The following is a 17,359-nucleotide window of genomic DNA, read 5'->3' on the forward strand; positions in this document are numbered from 1 at the left end:
CGCACCAACGCAAGTCATTGCGATTGATGAAAATTATGCCGCTCAACACGCGCAAATCATCAACACGCGGCTTGCCATGGCTCTTCGGAAAGAACGGCTTCAACCGCTCAATCTGCTCGTCGGTCAGCCAGAAAAGGTTGCTCATCATCACCCCCGTCAGTTCGGGAGCTTGATTCACGCAGGCCGGGCGGCCTCAAGCCGATTTATGGGTCCTGACACTAGGGAGTCGATGGCTAAACCCAACGGATCGGTTGAAGTCACGAACATAGCACCTTTGCGGAAATGATGGTCGGACTGGCTGCCGGACACTGCGAGAAGCTTAGCGTATTCATCGATGCTATCAACCCGAAGGTACACCGCTCGGCGTCCAGTATGAGCGTCAAAAAGGGAAGCGCGGCCGCCTGATCGGAAGGATTAAAGGCGGCATGTACCGAAACTGCATGCCATCTGCGACAACCCAAGGACGCCCTCACAAGCTGTTGGCATCTGCAGGACAGGTCAGCGACTACTTTGGTGCGCGGGCGCTTTGCGACAGTTTGCCGGATGCCAACTGGTTACTCGGGGATCGCGGCTACGACGCCGACCGGTTCAAACTAGCATTGAGACATAGGGCGCACGGGCCAACATCCCGGGTGGGAGGCAACGTAAGAAACCTGTGGAGTACGACATGAGGCTAGCCAATCGACGCAAATGGATTGAGATCATGTTAGGCAGACTGAAAGACTGGAGGCGCGTGCAACCCGATATGACAGATACCCAAAGGTCTTTTCTCAGCCATCGCTTTGGCGGCAAAAATCAACTGCTGGCCATGAGCCATGACTCTGGTTTTCGATGGTGAAGGGGGCATCTGACAAATTCCCAAATTTGCACTATGTCGCCGAGGACATACCACATCGATGTGCCGTCATCATGCTCGATTTCGCTCTGAGGAACGGCTATTGAAAGGGGATTATTATGCACTCCGGGAAGACTTGGTAAGTTATGGCGATTTTCTGATCGCTGCAGGGGGTCTGTACCTATATTAAGAATTCACTCTCTTGGCAGTCAAAGTTCTGACCACCGACGCCAGAGGCGACACCTGACGGATCACCGTCTCCACCAGACCACCGCCCTGGTTGACCTCCGCCACGGGTCGCTCCGCGTCGTGACGCTCAAAGGCAGCCACAGCGGCCTCGGCCCAGACCGAGGGCGACGACGACGTTACCGTAGCATCCTCCAGCACCCAGACACGCCAATCCTGCACCGGACCACTGGTCTGGGCGCCCACGACCACAATGCCGCATTAGTCAGACTTGCCATGCGCGCTGACGGCTGGGTCGACCGCCACGACGATCCGATCAAGTTCAGGGACAGCGGCGCGTTGACAGCGCGAGATCATCTCGCCGGTCCAGAGCGCGCCCTCCGCATCGGACAGCAAGATCCCATCCATTTCCTGCAATCCCTGCCGAGTGCCGGCATAGCGACGCTGCACTTCCGCCAGAAAGCTGGGTGGCAGATTGGCGGCATTGTCCATCGTGGTGGCGTGAGTGGTCACCGTGGTGGGCTGGGCCAGCAATGATTTCAAAGCCGGTGCATTGCGAGGGGTGGTGGTGACACAGGCCTGCGGATTGTCGCCCAGACGAAGGCAGAACTGGATCATGTCCCATGTCTCCTCGCCCTTCTTCCACTTGGCCATCTCATCGGCCCAGACCAGATCGAACTGAGGACCGCGCAGCGTCTCGGGTTCGTGCGCCGAAAATACCTGAGCGACGGCCCCGTTCGGCCAAAGCAACATCTTTCGGCCTGCAATCCATTCCGGGCGACGATCGGGGGGCGAACTGGCCATGATGCCGCTCTCGCCAAAGATCATGACCTCTCGGACCTGATCGACGGTCTCTCCGATCAAGGCGACCCGTTTGGCTTGCCCCGGATCGGTCGGGCCGGCACCCTCCACCTTGCTGCGAACCCACTCCGCACCGGCGCGGGTCTTGCCTGCGCCGCGTCCGCCCATCAGCACCCAGCTGTGCCAATCGCCGTCGGGCGGCAATTGGTGGTCGAACGCCCAGAAATCAAAGATATAGGGCAGCGCCATCAGCTCCCGCGCCGACAAGTTTTCGAGGAATTCAGTCTGAACGACAGCAGGCGCGGAGGCGAGCCAAGCGGCACCCGATCTCGTTTCGGACGCTGTCGAGGTCAACTGCGTCTGCAGCGGGCTCGCCGTTCTCTTTCTGTTGCCACTCATTGAATGTCCGCTCCATTTCAAACGCGTGTTTCAAAGCGATTTCGAGTTCGAGTTGTTTTGTCGCAATGTCCGGGATGGCATTGAGGCGACCATTTCTGAGGTCCAGTACAAGCGCCGCAAGGGCATCGCGCAGGCTGGTCAAGAGAATGAGGCTGTCCTCGAAGTGCGACTGAGGATCAGGAGACTGGGGTGTCTCGTCAGTGGGGGTTCTGTTCATGGTGCTTTGCCTTCCAAGGGCCATACAGGCTGGGGACGGGAAACAGAAAACGGCCAAAGGGTCGCCCCCATGGCCGTTTCAGGAATACGTCCTGCAAGTCAAAGTTTGCACATCAGACCGTGCGTATGGGACTAGCAAACCGCAAGGCTCGCGCCCGCAACATTATGGCGCCATTAAGAAACCGGCGTTGACACTCTAGTTCGCCGCAGCCTCCAGCGCCCGGTAGGCCGCCACGTTCTCGTTGTGCTCGGCAAGCGTGACTGCAAAGTTGTGCCCGTCTCGGGGATCGAGCGTCTTGGCCACGAAAAACACGTAGTCCGTGTCCTCCGGGTCCATGACCGCCTGAATGCTGGCAAGTCCGGGATTAGCGATCGGCGTCGGCGGCAGGCCGTCGATGACATAGGTGTTGTAGGGAGTCTCCGCCCTCAACTCGCTCTGACGCAGACCGCGGCCCAAGATGCCTTCGCCACCGGTGACGCCGTAGATGACCGTCGGGTCCGTCTGCAGACGCATGCCAGTCCGTAAGCGGTTTTCAAACACGCTTGCGACTGTGCGGACCTCGTCGATCCCACCGGTTTCCTTCTCGACGATCGAGGCGAGGATCAAGGCTTCTTCGGGCGTATCGAATGGCAATCCGTCGACGCGGCTTGCCCAGGCCTCGGCCAACCGTGCCGATTGCGCAGATCGCATCCGGGCCACGAGGGCGGTAACGTCGGTGCCGGGCGACACGTCATAGCTATCGGGCGCCAACGATCCCTCCGGAGGCAACTCGTCAAGGCTGCCCTCGAGCACATCCAACGAATTGAGCGCCGTCACCACCTGCCAGACCGTCGTGCCTTCGATGACGAGGATCGAATACTGAGTATCAGGCGCGTTGCGGACTTCGGTATATTCGGCTGGCGCCTCTTCTGTCAGCGGATCGAACCGGACGATCTCGACGAAACGGTTAGAAGCCGGGTCCAGTTCGCGGACACGGACCGTCGTGGACGTGACACCGACTGAATACACCACTTGCGTGCCGCAGGTGCTCGCACCGCCACGCGTGATGACGTCGACGATCTCCTCCATCGAGGTTTCGGGCGGCACCAGATAGCTCCCGGCCTTCAGTTGCGCCGCCTTTTCGGAATAGTCCGCGCCCATCCGGAACAGCGCAGGCGAGGTAATCGCCCCCTGCTCGGCTAGATCTTCGCTGACACGGCGCATATTCGAACCACTTTCGACGCGCAGGCAAATTGCCTGCTGCAACGGACCGGTTGCCGAATAGGCATTGACGCCCCAGGTCACGAGACCGGCAAGCAGAAACAATGCGACGATGAAGAACGTCAAAGCATTAGAGGCGATATGTCGCCACATTACTGGGCCTTTCGAAAGACGACGCTGGCGTTCGTTCCGCCAAAGCCAAAGGAATTCGACAGGGCGATGTTGATCTCACGCTCTTGCTTGGCGTTCGGCGCCAGAAAGATCGGGCTATCCACAGCCGGATTGTCGAGATTGATGGTCGGCGGAGCGACCTGATCGCGCAAGGCTAGGATCGAAAAGATCGCTTCGATGGCGCCGGCGGCGCCAAGCAGATGGCCCGTCGCGGATTTTGTGGACGACATCGTCACCTTGCTGGCGGCATCGCCCATCATCCGCTCGACCGCGCCCAATTCGATCACGTCCGCCATTGTCGATGTGCCGTGGGCATTGATGTAGTCGACCGCGTCGGGCTCTACCCCGGCATCCGCAAGAGCGGCACGCATGGAGCGTTCGGCACCGTCACCATCCTCGGCAGGTGCGGTGATGTGATAGGCATCGCCCGACATGCCATAACCGATGACTTCGCCATAGATCTTTGCCCCGCGGGCCACGGCGTGCTCGTATTCCTCCAGCACGACGATCCCTGCCCCCTCACCCATGACAAATCCATCACGATCTGAATCGTAAGGGCGGCTGGCTTTCGTCGGGTCGTCAGCGCGTTTGGTCGACAAGGCTTTGCAAGCATTGAAGCCAGCGATGCCGATTTCGCAGATCGCCGCCTCTGCGCCGCCTGCGACCATGACTTCGGCAGCCCCGTATTTGATCAACCGGGCCGCGTCGCCAATCGCATGGGCGCCGGTCGAACAAGCCGTCACGACCGAATGGTTCGGACCCTTGAAGCCGTAGCGGATTCCCACGTGCCCCGAGATCAGGTTGATCAGGGCGCCCGGAATGAAGAAGGGCGAAACACGGCGCGGGCCCTTTTCTTTCAGCAGCAAGGCGGTGTCCTGGATGGATTTCAGCCCACCGATACCCGAACCGATCAACACGCCGGTGCGGATGCGATCGGCCTCGTCCTCGGGCATCCAACCCGAATCCTCGACTGCTTGCTGAGCGGCAGCAACGCCGTAGAGGATGAAGTCATCGACCTTTCGGGCGTCCTTTGGCTCCATGTAGGTATCGGCCAGAAAGCTGCCGTCCGTCCCGTCGCCACGGGGCACTTCGCAGGCGTAGGTGGTGGCCAGATGGCTGGCGTCGAACTGGGTGATCGGCCCGGCGCCCGATTGCCCTGCCAGGAGGCGTTTCCAGGTTTCCTCGACCCCGTCTGCCAAGGGTGTGACAAGACCCAGGCCCGTAACAACTACACGTCTCATGTGACGCCTCCCACTCTGCTCGTTTCTCGGCTCCTGATACCGCGCAAGCACCTGTCGGGGCAAGGGCGGCGAATACCACTCCCGGGCCCTGATCCCCGTGCTAGCGTTCGGCGGGCGGGACCGAGCGTTGTGCATTATGCAGAAAAGTCAGCGCAATCAAGGCAATAAATCCGGTACAGAGGCCGATCCAGCCAAAGTACCAGAACCGCCCGGCAAGGCCGTTTTCCGCAAATGACGCAGCAAAGATTTGCTTGCCGAACCTTGCCGATACGGCCCCAGCGAGAAGGCTTGTAACAGCACCCCCCCAAGCGAGGCTGCGGGACCGCAACGCCAGCGCCGTGAGACAGAGCGCCAGTGCCAACCCGATCCAGACCACCGTTTCGGACCACAAGGGATGTGCCCCGAAGCGACTGGCGATATCGAACGAGACCGCAACAGCGGCGACGACGGCAGCGGCCGCAAAGGCGGTCATGAAGGCAAAAAGCAATCTGGACATCGCGTCGGTCTCCCGTCGGTATCAGGTCGGTGCGGTCGTCGAACCGTCTGCCTCACGAAACGCCCGTGAGAGCGCCGGGGTCAATCCCGCAGCGCCGGGATCACGCAACCGTCAGACGCAAAAACGGCGCTCTCCGTATCGGAGAACGCCGTTCAGCGAGCCCATGGGGCCGATCTCGATCGAGCTTACTGAGCGCTCGAGATAAACTTCACTGCGTCGCCAAACGTCTGGATCGTTTCGGCGGCGTCATCGGGGATCTCGATCCCGAACTCTTCTTCAAAGGCCATGACCAATTCGACGGTGTCGAGGCTGTCAGCGCCCAGGTCGTCGATGAACGAGGCGTTTTCGACCACTTTGGCCTCTTCCACCCCAAGGTGCTCTACAACGATCTTGCGCACACGATCTGCGACGTCGCTCATATCAGGTCCTCACGTTCTTTCGGGACTTTCGCCCGCTAATTGTTGCCCCGAAGGGCGGCTCACCTGCCCCCACCATGGAGGCTTAACCGATCCACAGCCAGTTGGGCTGCAATCGGAAAATCTTGCTGGGCTATAGCAGAGATTTCAGGCAAGGCAAACGCTTTCAAACTGCAATTCGCCTCTGGCCGTTGGCGCTATCACGCATCTCGGATGCCGATCCGACGACACGAATGGCCCGCCCTGTCATCTCTGTGCCGCCCAACGCTTCGTCTCAGAGCATCGCCATGCCGCCATTGACGTGGAGCGTCGCGCCGGTGACGTAGGCGGCCTCCGGGCTGGCCAGATACAGCACCGCCGCGCCGATCTCTTGGGCATCGCCCATCCGACCGGCGGGGATCTGGCCGAGAATCGCGGCCTTCTGCTCGTCGTTGAGCTTTTCCGTCATTGCGGTGGCGATAAAGCCCGGCGCGATGCAGTTTACAGTAATGCCACGGCTGGCGACCTCGTAGGCGATGGATTTCGACATGCCGACCATCCCGGCCTTCGACGCCGCATAGTTGGCCTGTCCGGGATTGCCCGTAGCCCCGACGACGGAGGAAATATTGACGATTCGACCCCAACGCGCCTTCATCATCCCGCGCATCACCCCCTTGCACAGCCGCATGGTGGACGTGAGGTTCACGTCCAGGACGCTGGACCATTCCTCCTCCGACATCCGCATGAAGATATTGTCGCGGGTGATCCCGGCGTTGTTCACCAGAATATCCACACTGCCCATCGCCTCGGCGGCTTGTTTGGGAAGCGCGGTGACGGCCTCGGCGTCACTAAGATTGCAGGGCAAGACGTGGGCCCGGCTGCCCAACTCGGCGGCCAGCGCCTCCAGCGGCTCGACCCGCGTGCCAGAAAGGGCAACAGTCGCGCCCGCGCCGTGCAACGCATGGGCAATACTGCCGCCAATGCCCCCTGATGCGCCGGTGATGAGCGCGTTCTTTCCAGTCAGATCGAACATCTGAGATCTCCTTGTCTTCCGTTAGGAATCGGCCTTTGCCGCTGTGATATCGTCGGGAACGCCGATGTTGCGGCAGACGATGGATTTTTCGATCCGCCGGATCATGCCTGAGAGCGCCTTGCCGGAGCCGATTTCCCACACTTCAGTGACGCCTGCGTCGGCCATCCACAGGACGCTTTCACGCCAGCGAACAGAGCCAGTGACCTGTTCGACAAGCAGATCCCGTATTCTTGCCGGTTCGGAGACCGCCTCGGCCACGACGTTGGCGACCAGCGGAACCGAGGGCGCCTGAATGTCGACACCGTCGAGGGCATCGGCCATGACCTTGGCGGCCGGCTCCATCAGTGCGGAGTGGAAAGGCGCGCTGACCGGCAGGAGCATGGCCCGCTTTGCCCCTTTGGCCTTGGCGATATCGAGCGCGCGCTCGACGGCGGCGCGATGCCCGGAGATCACCACCTGGCTGGGATCGTTGTCGTTGGCGGCCTGACAGACGTCGCCCTGCGCGGCCTCTTCGGCCACCTCCTTGGCTGCGTCGAAGCCAAGCCCGAGAAGCGCGGCCATCGCGCCGACACCGACCGGCACCGCATCTTGCATCGCGGTTCCCCTGATCCGCAGCAGGCGGGCGGTGTCCGACAGGCTGAGAGCCCCGGCCGCACAAAGCGCGGAGTATTCACCCAGAGAATGCCCTGCCACGAAGTACGCCTGATCGATGGTGATGCCCTCGGCCTCGAGCGCGCGCATCGCGGCGATCGAGGTCGCCATCAGAGCGGGTTGAGCGTTCCGGGTGAGGGTAAGCGCATCCGCGTCCTCGCCCCAGATCACATCGGAGAGCGCCTCGCCCAAAGCGTCGTCGACCTCTTGGAACACCGCCCGCGCAGCCGGATAGGCATCGGCCAATGCCTTGCCCATTCCGGGCACCTGTGCGCCCTGCCCCGGAAATACAAATGCCTTCACGAATGTCCCCTCCGCTTGAGATCCAGTTCATCCCGTCTAACGGGTCGGCAGCGTCGGGACAAGAATCGTCAGGGACGAAGTGCAAATTTGCAATTGCTCAGGACAGAATCGGCGGCATACGAAAACGCGACCCTCAGAGAGGGCCGCGCTTGTCGGAAATAGCGTCGTGTCGTGGGGTCAGGCGGCTTGGCCGGCTTCTCCGCCAGACGCCCCTTGCGGGTTCTTCGGCATGATCATCAGATCGCGGCCGAGACGATCCCGCAGCGGTGCGAGCCCCATCAGGCCGCCGGATGCAACGTGCAGAGTCTGCGCCGTATTCCGATACCGCAGGACCAGATTGCCCTTGGACAGGCCGTTGCTCGCGCCGGAGCGGTCGATGAACACGCCCCCGATGGCATCGAACCCATAGCGGCCGACCAGCGAGGCCTTGCCGGCCTTGTTGCGGATCACTTCGCGAACTTCGCCCAAACGGGTGTCGATCTGGATTTCGCTCTGCGTGCCACGGCTTGCATACCACAGCGTCAGCGCCGCGATCGAAGACGTCACGACCGTCGCGCCCAGCTTCAGCCCCAGAGCCGGTCCGTGCGTCACCGTCGACGGCAATACCCAAAGGCCCAAGGTGGCCACGACAAAGGCGATGCCGATCATCCATGCGATGCCCTGTATCAGGACGACATGGACCGGGGTCTGTTCGGACGAACGAACGATATAGCCCCAGTATGTTTCGTCGACTTCAAACAAATTGGTCTCGGCACGCACTGACGAGGCGGCGCCGGCACGGGTAAAACCAGTCATTTCAGGAAGTGCTGTCATAGCTCTGATCCAATTTCCGATTTCGTTAAGTTAAGAAGTGCTTAAAGATCGCGGCACAATCTGGGCGGGAACGAGACAATACCGCGCCGCCTGACGGCTCCAACCACGCCCAAAGCCACAATTGAGAGCGACGATCAGGGTGCGCAGCCCCCGTTTGGCGACGAAAACGGCAATGAATTCCGTGAGTAAGGGTTTGTTAACCATTGTGACGCAGAGCGCGGTTTCAGGCGGCGGCACGGCGAAATTACCCAAGGTCAGCGGGGAAGATCTCCTCGGCTGGCGGGCTCGAAATTCAATCCGGGCCTCGCCCGATCCGGATGATCGCGCAGCAGACTCGGCAAAACGCCGCGGAAATCACCCCGGGCCTTGCACCACGGCGCACACTCTGTATAAGGCCGCATCCTTCCGCGACGTTGAAAACCGCGCAGTCTCTCGTGGATGGGGTGCGGAAGGTCTTACGCCCCGTTCTTTGAAATGCGCCGAGAACAGAAATGGAGCCGACATGCCGCTTTATGAGCATGTGTTTATCTCGCGTCAGGACTTGTCCAGCGCGCAGGCCGAATCCCTCGTAGAACATTTCTCGACAGTGCTTGCCGACAATGGCGGCAAAGTCGTTGAGAATGAATACTGGGGCGTCAAGACGATGGCCTACAAGATCAACAAGAACCGCAAGGGTCACTACGCCTATCTGCGCACCGATGCACCCGCACCGGCCGTGCAGGAGATGGAGCGCCTGATGCGTTTGCACGACGACGTGATGCGCGTCCTGACCATCAAGGTCGACGCCCACGAAGAGGGCCCCTCGGTCCAGATGCAAAAGCGCGACGAGCGTGACCGTGGCGACCGCGGCCCCCGCGAACGTCGCTGATCTGTAGGAAAGGACATACACAATGGCTACCAAACCGTTTTTCCGCCGTCGCAAGTCTGATCCGTTCGAGGGCGATAACGCCCCCAAGATCGACTACAAAGACACCCGCACACTGCAGCGCTACATCTCTGAGCGTGGCAAGATCGTGCCATCCCGCATCACCGCCGTCGGTGCCAAGAACCAGCGTGCGCTGGCCCGTGCCATCAAGCGCGCTCGGTTTCTGGCCCTTCTGCCTTACGCCGTGAAATAAGGAGAACACCCAATGGACGTTATCCTTCTGGAACGCGTGGCAAAACTTGGCCAGATGGGCGAAGTGGTCAAAGTCAAAGACGGCTATGCCCGCAACTTCCTTCTGCCCCAAGGCAAAGCCATGCGCGTCAACGCCGCCAACATGGCGCGCTTTGAAGAGCAAAAGGCCCAGCTCGAGGCGAAGAACCTCGAGACACGCAAAGAAGCCGAATCGATGGCTGAAAAGCTTGGCGGTCAGACCTTCATCATCATCCGGTCGGCTTCCGACTCGGGTGCGCTGTATGGCTCTGTCAGCCCGCGCGACGCCGCCGAGGCCGCTCAGGCCGAAGGCTTTACCTTTGACCGCAAGCAGGTGATCAACCTGTCGCCGATCAAGGAGCTTGGCCTGCACGATCTGACCGTTCGGCTTCACCCCGAAGTCGATTGCACGATCACTCTGAACGTGGCCCGTTCGCCCGAAGAGGCAGAGCTGCAAGCCGCCGGCAAATCGATCCAAGAGCTGGCCGCCGAAGAAGAGGCCGCCGCCGAATTTGAAATCGAGCAGTTGTTCGACGACATGGGCTCCGCCGCGACGGAAGACGACGACCGCGACTGATCGCGCCGTCTGCCACCGAAACAAGAAGGCCGTCCCTCGGGGCGGCCTTTTTCGTTTGGGACCGAACGTCAACCGCCCTGCCCCCTGGGGCCGGAACGCGCGGGGGTTTTGGGTTCTACCATAGCCAAATCGCGCCAAAGCAAGCCGGCAACGAAAAAGGCCGCCCCGAAGGGCGGCCTCTTGTTTGTCAGAACACCGAGGGGTGAACTTATTCGTCTTCGAGTGCTTCGACAGCTTTCTGAAGGTCTTCTTTCGACACTTCTTTCTCTGTCACATCAGCCAGAGAGAAGATGTGGTCGATGACCTTGTCCTCGAAGATCGGTGCTTGGATCTGCTGACGCATCTGGGCGTTTTGCTGCACGAATTCAAAGAACTGGCGCTCTTGGCCGCGATACTGACGGGCTTGGTTCATGATCGCCTGGGTCAGTTCCTGATCGGTCACCTGCACTTCGGCCTTCTGTCCGATCTCTGCCAGGAGCAGGCCCAGCTTCACCCGACGCACCGCCAGAGTGGTGTGCTCTTCCGTGGTTTCGATTTCGGGATGATCGTGACCCTGAACGTCAGGGTTTTCCTCGTGCCACAGCTGGTGCGCGATCTGGCCGGCCTCTGCCTCGACGAGGCTGGGGGGCAGCTCGAACGTCACGGCGGAATCGAGCGCATCAAGCAAGCTGCGCTTGGCGACGGCACGGGCGGCGCCGGCGTATTCGGCCTCGAGACGCTCGGAAATCTGGGATTTCAAAGCCTCCAGATCTTCGGCACCGAACTGCTTTGCCAATTCATCATTGATCTCGGCGGGCTTGGGCTCCTTGACCGCCTTGACGGTGCAGGAGAAGACGGCCGTCTTACCGGCGAGGTTTGGCGCCTGGTAGTCTTCGGGGAAGGTGACTTCGACGTCTTTCTCTTCACCGGCCTTTACGCCGACCAGACCGTCCTCGAAGCCGGGGATGAAGGAGTTCGAGCCGAGGACGAGCGGGTAGTCCTCTGCGGCACCGCCTTCAAAGGCTTCGCCGTCGACCTTGCCGAGGAAGTCGATAACCACCTGATCGCCGTCCTTGGCCTTGGAGCCCTTCTTGCGATCTTCGAAGTTCTGGGCGCTGCCAGCGAGGTTGTCGAGCGCCTCGGTCACCGAAGCTTCGTCCGCCTTGACGGTCATCCGCTCCAGCTTGATCGCGGAGAAATCGACCTCCGGCACTGCGGGCAGAGCCTCGTAGGACACGGATACTTCGACGTCGTCGCCCTCTTTCCAGTCCTCGTTGGTCATCTTGACCTCGGGCTGCATGGCCGGACGATCACCTGATTCCTCGAGATGCTTGTTCAGCGCACCGTCGATGCTTTCCTGCATCGCTTCGCCCATCAGGCGAGGGCCGTGCTGCTTCTTCAGCAGGCTGAGCGGCACCTTGCCCTTGCGAAATCCCTTCATGGCGATCTCGGGCTGTGCTTCTGTCAGCTTTTCCATCACCTTGGCGTCCAGTTCGGAGGCGGGCAGATTGATGGTATAGCCGCGCTTGAGGCCGTCATTGAGGGTCTCGGTGACCTGCATTCGATGTTTCCTTTTCAACGTATCTTGGTGCGGGTGAAGGGACTCGAACCCCCACGCCTTGCGGCGCCAGAACCTAAATCTGGTGCGTCTACCAGTTCCGCCACACCCGCATGATTATAGAGAGCAGTGATCCCGCCCCCCGTGTTGGAGCGCTGTCTAGCAAAGGTCAAAGCCGGATGCGAGCGGAAAAATATCGCAGAAAGGGCGCGACAGTAACGCTTTCTTGCCATATTCTCGCTTCAAGAGTTGAGGCAGACATCAGCAAGAGCGGGAAACACGCCATGCACCAGGGAACAGACATCCGTTTTGCGGACAAGACAACCGTCGACACCGGCCTTGCGGGCCTGACGGCCGGCACGATCGTGCTGACCCTCGACGGCGAACTCCCCGTGGAGCACCTGTCTCCCGGCGACCGCGTCATCACCCGCGACACCGGCGTCGCCGTTCTGCGCGAGATCAAGGTCGAGACCGCGACCGTCGCCCCGGTGCGGATCAAGGCAGGCTCGCTCGGACATACCCGTCCCGATACCGACGTGATCGTCGCCCCCGGAGCCCGCGTCCACATCCGCGATTGGCGCGCCGAGGCACTCTATGGTCAGCCGCAGGCCAATGTGCCCGCCCACCGACTGATCGACCGCGAATTCATCTCTGAGCTTCCTGCGGCACAGATGACCGTCTATTCGCTGGTCTTTGACCACAGCCACATCATCTATGCCGACGGTCTGGAGATCTTCACTGCCTGAGCCGATCCGAATTCGGCTGTTGAAGCACACGGTCTATGGATAATCGCCGCCCTTTCGGGCGGCGTTTTGCCTCCGGCGGGGATATTTAAAACCCAAAGAAGATTACAGACCGAGATCCCGGAAGACCTTCGGGAGTTGTTCGGCCAAATCTTCGGCGATCAGCCCCGGTCCAAACCGTCGGGCGCAGGCCGCATGGAGCCAGGCACCGACCTTGGCAGCCTCTATCGTGCTGAACCCGCGCGCCAACAGACCGGTGACGATGCCCGCCAGCACGTCTCCCGAGCCGGCTGTGGCCAGCCAGGGCGCGGCGTCATGATATTGCGCCGAGTGGATCGCACAAGCGCCGGTTTGATCTGCGATCACTGTGTCGGGCCCTTTCAGCAGGATGGTGCAGCCGGCCCTTTTGGCGGCGTCCCGGACGGCGTCGACCTTTGAATAGGCCGGGCCTGTCGTCGCGGGGCCGGAGAGCTTGTCGGCCAAATCCGGGAACAGCCGGGCAAATTCGCCGCCGTGGGGCGTGAGAACGCAGCCGGCGTGCAGCAGTTTCATCAAAGCCGGGTCTTGGGCGATCAGCGTCAAAGCGTCGGCATCCAGACAGACCGCGAGCGGCTCCGGCTCCGACCCGCCCGGTCTGGTGCGTGCCGGGGCAGTCAACGTCGCGCGGACGAGATCGGATTCGCGAGACGTCGTGCCAAGCCCCGGCCCGACGCAGACGGAAACCACCCGACGATCATCGAGGATGTCTGCCCAACTGGCCCCATCGGGGACAGGGTGCAGCATGATCGCATCGAGCCGGGCGGCATCTTCGGCGAGTGCTGCCAGCGGGCATCCCACGGTGACGAGCCCTGCCCCTGCACGCAGCGCAGCCCGCGCGGCCAGCCGGACTGCTCCACCGCGACCGACACCGCCCGACAGCAGCCATGCGTGCCCATGATCGAACTTGTGACCGTTGGACTTGCCCAGAAGGCTCGAATCCGGCGGCTCGACCAGACCGACGGCTTGTTCAGACGTGGGCTCCTCTTGGGCAAGACCGATGTCGACGATCCCGACCTCGCCGCAGAAAGACGGGCCTTCGGCCAGATAATGGCCGCGTTTTGCCCGGTGAAAGATGACCGTGAGATCGCAGCGCAAGGTCGCGCCGAGGCTACGGCCGCTATCCGCGCAAAGCCCTGACGGCATGTCCACCGCGACCACCGGAATGGCACGTTCGCTCCGGCCCCGCATATTCGCAACGCCGGACAGGACCGTCATCACGTCATCGCTCAGGCGACGGGCGAGCCCGGTTCCGAATAGCGCATCGACAATGAGAGCGGGAGCCTCCCCGCTCGCCCCTTCGGCCCATTCGCCGAAACGACGCGTCGGGCCGGCCTCGCTCCAGCGATCATACATCCTGCGGGCATCCGGCGGCATTCGGGCGGGATCACCCAGAAGACATACCTCGACCCGCCAGCCCAGATCGTGCAGCAGACGCGCAATGACGAAACCATCGCCGCCGTTGTTTCCGGGCCCGCAAAGGACGAGAACCTGCCCCGGTGCGGTGGCGAGATCGGGCCAGCGGGCCAGAACCGCGTCGACCACGCCCTGTCCGGCCCGTTGCATCAACGTCAGCCCACTGACCGCTCCCGTCGCTATTGCCTCGGTTTCGATGGCGCGCATCTGTGCGGCGGATAATAAAGTCGTCATTCCCGGATCACCCTGAATTTTCATTTCGCACAATTTCTCGGCATTCTGCACATTTCTTAATCGCTCTCTCTGGATTCCCGGTGCGGCACATGCGATCCCTTTCCTACTGAATTGTGAAGGCCCCTCAGAAGTGGTCTCACGCCCCATAAGTGTGATGCAAGGGAGACGGCGCATGAAGAAGATCGAGGCTATCATCAAGCCCTTCAAACTCGATGAAGTGAAAGAGGCGCTGCAGGACGTTGGAGTTCAGGGGCTCTCGGTGATCGAGGTCAAGGGCTTTGGACGTCAGAAGGGTCATACCGAATTGTATCGCGGTGCCGAGTATGTCGTCGATTTTCTGCCCAAGGTGAAAATCGAGGTCATCCTCTCTGACGATCAGGCGGAAGCCGCGATCGAAGCGATCATGGGCGCCGCCAAGACCGACAAGATTGGCGACGGAAAGATCTTCGTCTCCAACATCGACCAAGCCATCCGCATTCGCACGGGCGAAACGGGCGAAGACGCGCTCTGACGTTCGCCGCCGACCAACAACTGCTTATCTGCAAGGGGAAGAGACCACTATGAGCAAAGAAAATGTCCTTAAAATGATCAGTGATGAGGGCGTCGAATACGTTGACATCCGCTTTACTGATCCGCGCGGCAAGTTGCAGCACGTCACCGTGATGGCCGATCAGGTGGACGAGGATTTCCTCGAAGAGGGCTTCATGTTCGACGGCTCGTCGATCGCCGGCTGGAAATCCATCGACCAGTCCGACATGAAACTGATGCCGGATACCAACAGCGTCTATGTCGATCCGTTCTATGCCGAGAAAACGATCTGCCTGCATTGCACCGTGGTCGAGCCCGACACCGGCGAGAGCTATGACCGTGACCCGCGCGGCACGGCCGAGCGCGCCGAGGCCTATCTGAAATCGACCGGCATCGGCGACACCTCCTACTGGGGTCCGGAAGCCGAATTCTTCATCTTTGACGACGTTCGTTTCAGCGTGTCGATGAACAAGGTTTCCTATCAGGTCGACGCCATCGACGGCGCGTGGAACTCGGACACCGAGTACGAAATGGGCAACACCGGCCACCGCCCGGGCATCAAGGGTGGATACTTCCCGGTCAACCCGATCGACGATGCACAAGACATGCGCTCCGAGATGCTCTCCACCATGAAGCGCATTGGGATGAAAGTCGACAAGCACCACCACGAAGTGGCGTCCTGCCAGCACGAGCTGGGCTTGATCTTTGGTTCGTTGACCCATCAGGCCGACGAGATCCAGAAGTACAAGTATGTGATCCACAACGTGGCGCAGGCCTACGGCAAGTCGGCGACTTTCATGCCCAAGCCGATCGCCGGCGACAACGGCACCGGCATGCACGTGAACATGTCGATCTTCAAAGACGGCAAGCCGCTCTTTGCAGGCGACAAATATGCTGATCTGAGCCAGGAAGCGCTGTATTTCATCGGTGGTATCCTCAAGCACGCCAAGGCGCTGAACGCGATCACCAACCCGTCGACCAACAGCTACAAGCGTCTGATCCCCGGATTCGAAGCCCCTGTGCTGCGCGCCTATTCGGCTCGTAACCGGTCTGGTTGTGTGCGTATTCCGTGGGCAGAGAACCCAAAGGCAAAGCGCGTCGAGGCTCGTTTCCCCGACCCGGCCGCAAACCCCTATCTGGCGTTCTCCGCGCTGCTGATGGCTGGCCTCGACGGCATCAAGAACAAGATCGATCCCGGCGCCGCTTCGGACAAGGACCTCTACGATCTGCCCCCCGAAGAGCTGGCGTCGATCCCGACGGTCTGTGGCTCGCTCCGCGAGGCGCTCGAAGAACTCGAGAAAGATCACGAGTTCCTGCTGGCCGGCGACGTGTTCACCAAGAGCCAACTCGAGGGCTACATGGCGCTCAAGTGGGAAGAGGTCTACGCCTACGAGCACACGCCACACCCGATCGAGTACAAGATGTACTACAGCTGCTGATCGGCACACATCAAAGGGCGCCCCAACGGGCGCCCTTTTTCGTTCGGACAAGAGGCCCGGTTGATGGACGGGCGTGTCTTCGGTATCATCGAGCGGCAAGTTTCGAATAGCCCTGTCGATGTCATGATGTCTCGTGCCCCTACCGTCCTTCGCGTTTTCCTCTGTCTGGCCCTGCTGATCGTGCTGGTGCTGCCTCTCGGGGCCGCCGCGCAGGACTATCCACGCGGCATGTCCGAAGGACGCAACAGCGCCCGCAGCCCGACCGTCAGTGGCGGGGTCGTCAGCTTCACCGTTCTGCCCGGCGACTGCCAGTCGCGCACCTACGGCGATGGCCGCGGTGAAAGCGACTGCAGCAATCTGAACTCGAAATCCTATCTCACCTCCCGCGATGTGCCGGTGGGCACCTCGATGCTGTATGCGTTCGACGTGCGGGTCGCAGGCGGGCTGACCCACGATGCCTTTCGCAACCCCCACGTGACCTACGCCCCCGGCGGCGCCGATAGCCGCCTCAGCGTCGCGATCTGGCAAGGGGAGTTGATCAAGAATCATCTCCTGACCCTCGATCTCGACAGAACCCGGGGACTGACGGTGTTTGGCCGGACCTGCGCCCCCGCCTCCAGCCTCGGCGACTGGACACAGGTGCAGTTGCTCTTGCGCTGGTCGGCCGGCAGCGACGGGCTGCTGCAACTGAGCTGCAATGACCGCCCGGTCTATGCGGTGAGCGGACAACCGACCGATCAACAGCCTTACTGCATCATCTCCAACCACTGCGAGCCCGGTGTGGAAAAGCATCCACGCATGATCAACGCGGGCTTCGGCATCTTTTTCGATGCGGAAGTCGTCAACGGCGTCCCGACAAGGCCCCGGGTCCCCGCGTCCGGGCTCTCGGTCCAGATGCGCGACTTCGATATCCGTCGGGTTCAGCTTCGCTGATTGGTTGGGAGCCGATCAACAATCCTGCGGCCTGAGCCGA

General features: G+C 61.1%; 17 protein-coding genes, 1 tRNA gene and 3 pseudogenes. 8 read left to right on the forward strand and 13 right to left on the reverse strand.

Annotated features, from left to right (window positions below; all coding sequences use genetic code 11):
- Positions 1–145, reverse strand: a pseudogene (locus LOM8899_RS15870) (IS5/IS1182 family transposase); the annotation flags it as partial.
- 116 nt (positions 146–261) lie between these two features.
- Here LOM8899_RS15870 and LOM8899_RS23730 point away from each other — a divergent pair.
- Positions 262–812: pseudogene (locus tag LOM8899_RS23730) on the forward strand (IS5 family transposase); the annotation flags it as partial.
- Between the two features lie 254 nt (positions 813–1,066).
- On the opposite strand, the pseudogene LOM8899_RS15875 reads toward LOM8899_RS23730, so the two are convergent.
- The 9 genes and pseudogenes from LOM8899_RS15875 to LOM8899_RS15915 all read right to left on the reverse strand — a co-directional run.
- A pseudogene (locus tag LOM8899_RS15875) lies at positions 1,067–2,071 on the reverse strand (DNA-packaging protein); the annotation flags it as partial.
- Between the two features lie 31 nt (positions 2,072–2,102).
- Positions 2,103–2,438, reverse strand: a complete 336-nt coding sequence (locus LOM8899_RS15880) for a hypothetical protein (RefSeq protein ID WP_133065049.1) — start codon at positions 2,436–2,438, stop codon at positions 2,103–2,105.
- A 195-nt stretch (positions 2,439–2,633) separates the two neighbouring features.
- On the reverse strand, positions 2,634–3,791 hold the full coding sequence (gene mltG, locus LOM8899_RS15885; RefSeq protein WP_093993241.1) for an endolytic transglycosylase MltG: 1,158 nt from the start codon (positions 3,789–3,791) through the stop codon (positions 2,634–2,636).
- Positions 3,791–5,050: a beta-ketoacyl-ACP synthase II gene (gene fabF / locus LOM8899_RS15890; RefSeq protein WP_093993242.1), complete on the reverse strand. Its 1,260-nt coding sequence runs from the start codon at positions 5,048–5,050 to the stop codon at positions 3,791–3,793. The genes mltG and fabF overlap by 1 nt, the downstream gene beginning before the upstream one ends.
- A gap of 100 nt (positions 5,051–5,150) precedes the next feature.
- Positions 5,151–5,546, reverse strand: a complete 396-nt coding sequence (locus LOM8899_RS15895; RefSeq protein WP_093993243.1) for a hypothetical protein — start codon at positions 5,544–5,546, stop codon at positions 5,151–5,153.
- Between the two features lie 185 nt (positions 5,547–5,731).
- Entirely contained in the window at positions 5,732–5,965 is a 234-nt protein-coding gene (locus LOM8899_RS15900; protein ID WP_093993244.1) for an acyl carrier protein, read from the reverse strand.
- Between the two features lie 271 nt (positions 5,966–6,236).
- Positions 6,237–6,974, reverse strand: coding sequence for a 3-oxoacyl-[acyl-carrier-protein] reductase (fabG, locus tag LOM8899_RS15905; RefSeq protein WP_093993245.1), 738 nt, complete (start codon positions 6,972–6,974; stop codon positions 6,237–6,239).
- 21 nt (positions 6,975–6,995) lie between these two features.
- Positions 6,996–7,928: an ACP S-malonyltransferase gene (gene fabD, locus LOM8899_RS15910; RefSeq protein ID WP_093993246.1), complete on the reverse strand. Its 933-nt coding sequence runs from the start codon at positions 7,926–7,928 to the stop codon at positions 6,996–6,998.
- A 177-nt stretch (positions 7,929–8,105) separates the two neighbouring features.
- Positions 8,106–8,741 (reverse strand): hypothetical protein, encoded by a 636-nt coding sequence (locus LOM8899_RS15915; protein WP_133065050.1) that lies wholly within the window; start codon positions 8,739–8,741, stop codon positions 8,106–8,108.
- A gap of 502 nt (positions 8,742–9,243) precedes the next feature.
- Here LOM8899_RS15915 and rpsF point away from each other — a divergent pair.
- The 3 genes from rpsF to rplI are packed head-to-tail and all read left to right on the forward strand — an operon-like array spanning position 9,244 to position 10,453.
- A complete protein-coding gene (rpsF, locus tag LOM8899_RS15920; RefSeq protein WP_093993248.1) occupies positions 9,244–9,609 on the forward strand; it encodes a 30S ribosomal protein S6 in 366 nt (121 codons plus the stop codon).
- A gap of 22 nt (positions 9,610–9,631) precedes the next feature.
- Entirely contained in the window at positions 9,632–9,859 is a 228-nt protein-coding gene (gene rpsR, locus LOM8899_RS15925) for a 30S ribosomal protein S18 (RefSeq protein WP_093993249.1), read from the forward strand.
- 12 nt (positions 9,860–9,871) lie between these two features.
- Positions 9,872–10,453, forward strand: coding sequence for a 50S ribosomal protein L9 (gene rplI / locus LOM8899_RS15930; protein WP_093993250.1), 582 nt, complete (start codon positions 9,872–9,874; stop codon positions 10,451–10,453).
- A 208-nt stretch (positions 10,454–10,661) separates the two neighbouring features.
- Here the strand turns inward: rplI and tig are convergent, their stop codons facing one another.
- A complete protein-coding gene (gene tig / locus LOM8899_RS15935) occupies positions 10,662–11,993 on the reverse strand; it encodes a trigger factor (protein WP_093993251.1) in 1,332 nt (443 codons plus the stop codon).
- Between the two features lie 25 nt (positions 11,994–12,018).
- A tRNA-Leu gene (locus tag LOM8899_RS15940) sits at positions 12,019–12,103 on the reverse strand.
- Positions 12,104–12,274: 171 nt separating this feature from the next.
- Here LOM8899_RS15940 and LOM8899_RS15945 point away from each other — a divergent pair.
- Entirely contained in the window at positions 12,275–12,736 is a 462-nt protein-coding gene (locus tag LOM8899_RS15945) for a Hint domain-containing protein (RefSeq protein ID WP_093993252.1), read from the forward strand.
- 102 nt (positions 12,737–12,838) lie between these two features.
- Here LOM8899_RS15945 and LOM8899_RS15950 read toward each other — a convergent pair whose 3' ends face one another.
- Positions 12,839–14,419: an NAD(P)H-hydrate dehydratase gene (locus LOM8899_RS15950; RefSeq protein ID WP_093993253.1), complete on the reverse strand. Its 1,581-nt coding sequence runs from the start codon at positions 14,417–14,419 to the stop codon at positions 12,839–12,841.
- 172 nt (positions 14,420–14,591) lie between these two features.
- Here LOM8899_RS15950 and LOM8899_RS15955 point away from each other — a divergent pair, with 172 nt between their 5' ends.
- From LOM8899_RS15955 to LOM8899_RS15965, 3 genes are all read left to right on the forward strand, one after another.
- Positions 14,592–14,930: a P-II family nitrogen regulator gene (locus LOM8899_RS15955; protein WP_093993254.1), complete on the forward strand. Its 339-nt coding sequence runs from the start codon at positions 14,592–14,594 to the stop codon at positions 14,928–14,930.
- Between the two features lie 49 nt (positions 14,931–14,979).
- Positions 14,980–16,386, forward strand: a complete 1,407-nt coding sequence (glnA, locus tag LOM8899_RS15960) for a type I glutamate--ammonia ligase (RefSeq protein ID WP_093993255.1) — start codon at positions 14,980–14,982, stop codon at positions 16,384–16,386.
- A 63-nt stretch (positions 16,387–16,449) separates the two neighbouring features.
- Positions 16,450–17,319, forward strand: a complete 870-nt coding sequence (locus LOM8899_RS15965) for a hypothetical protein (protein WP_093993256.1) — start codon at positions 16,450–16,452, stop codon at positions 17,317–17,319.
- The last annotated feature ends 40 nt before the right edge of the window (positions 17,320–17,359 follow it).

This window comes from Flavimaricola marinus (genome assembly GCF_900184895.1).
Lineage (GTDB): Bacteria > Pseudomonadota > Alphaproteobacteria > Rhodobacterales > Rhodobacteraceae > Flavimaricola > Flavimaricola marinus.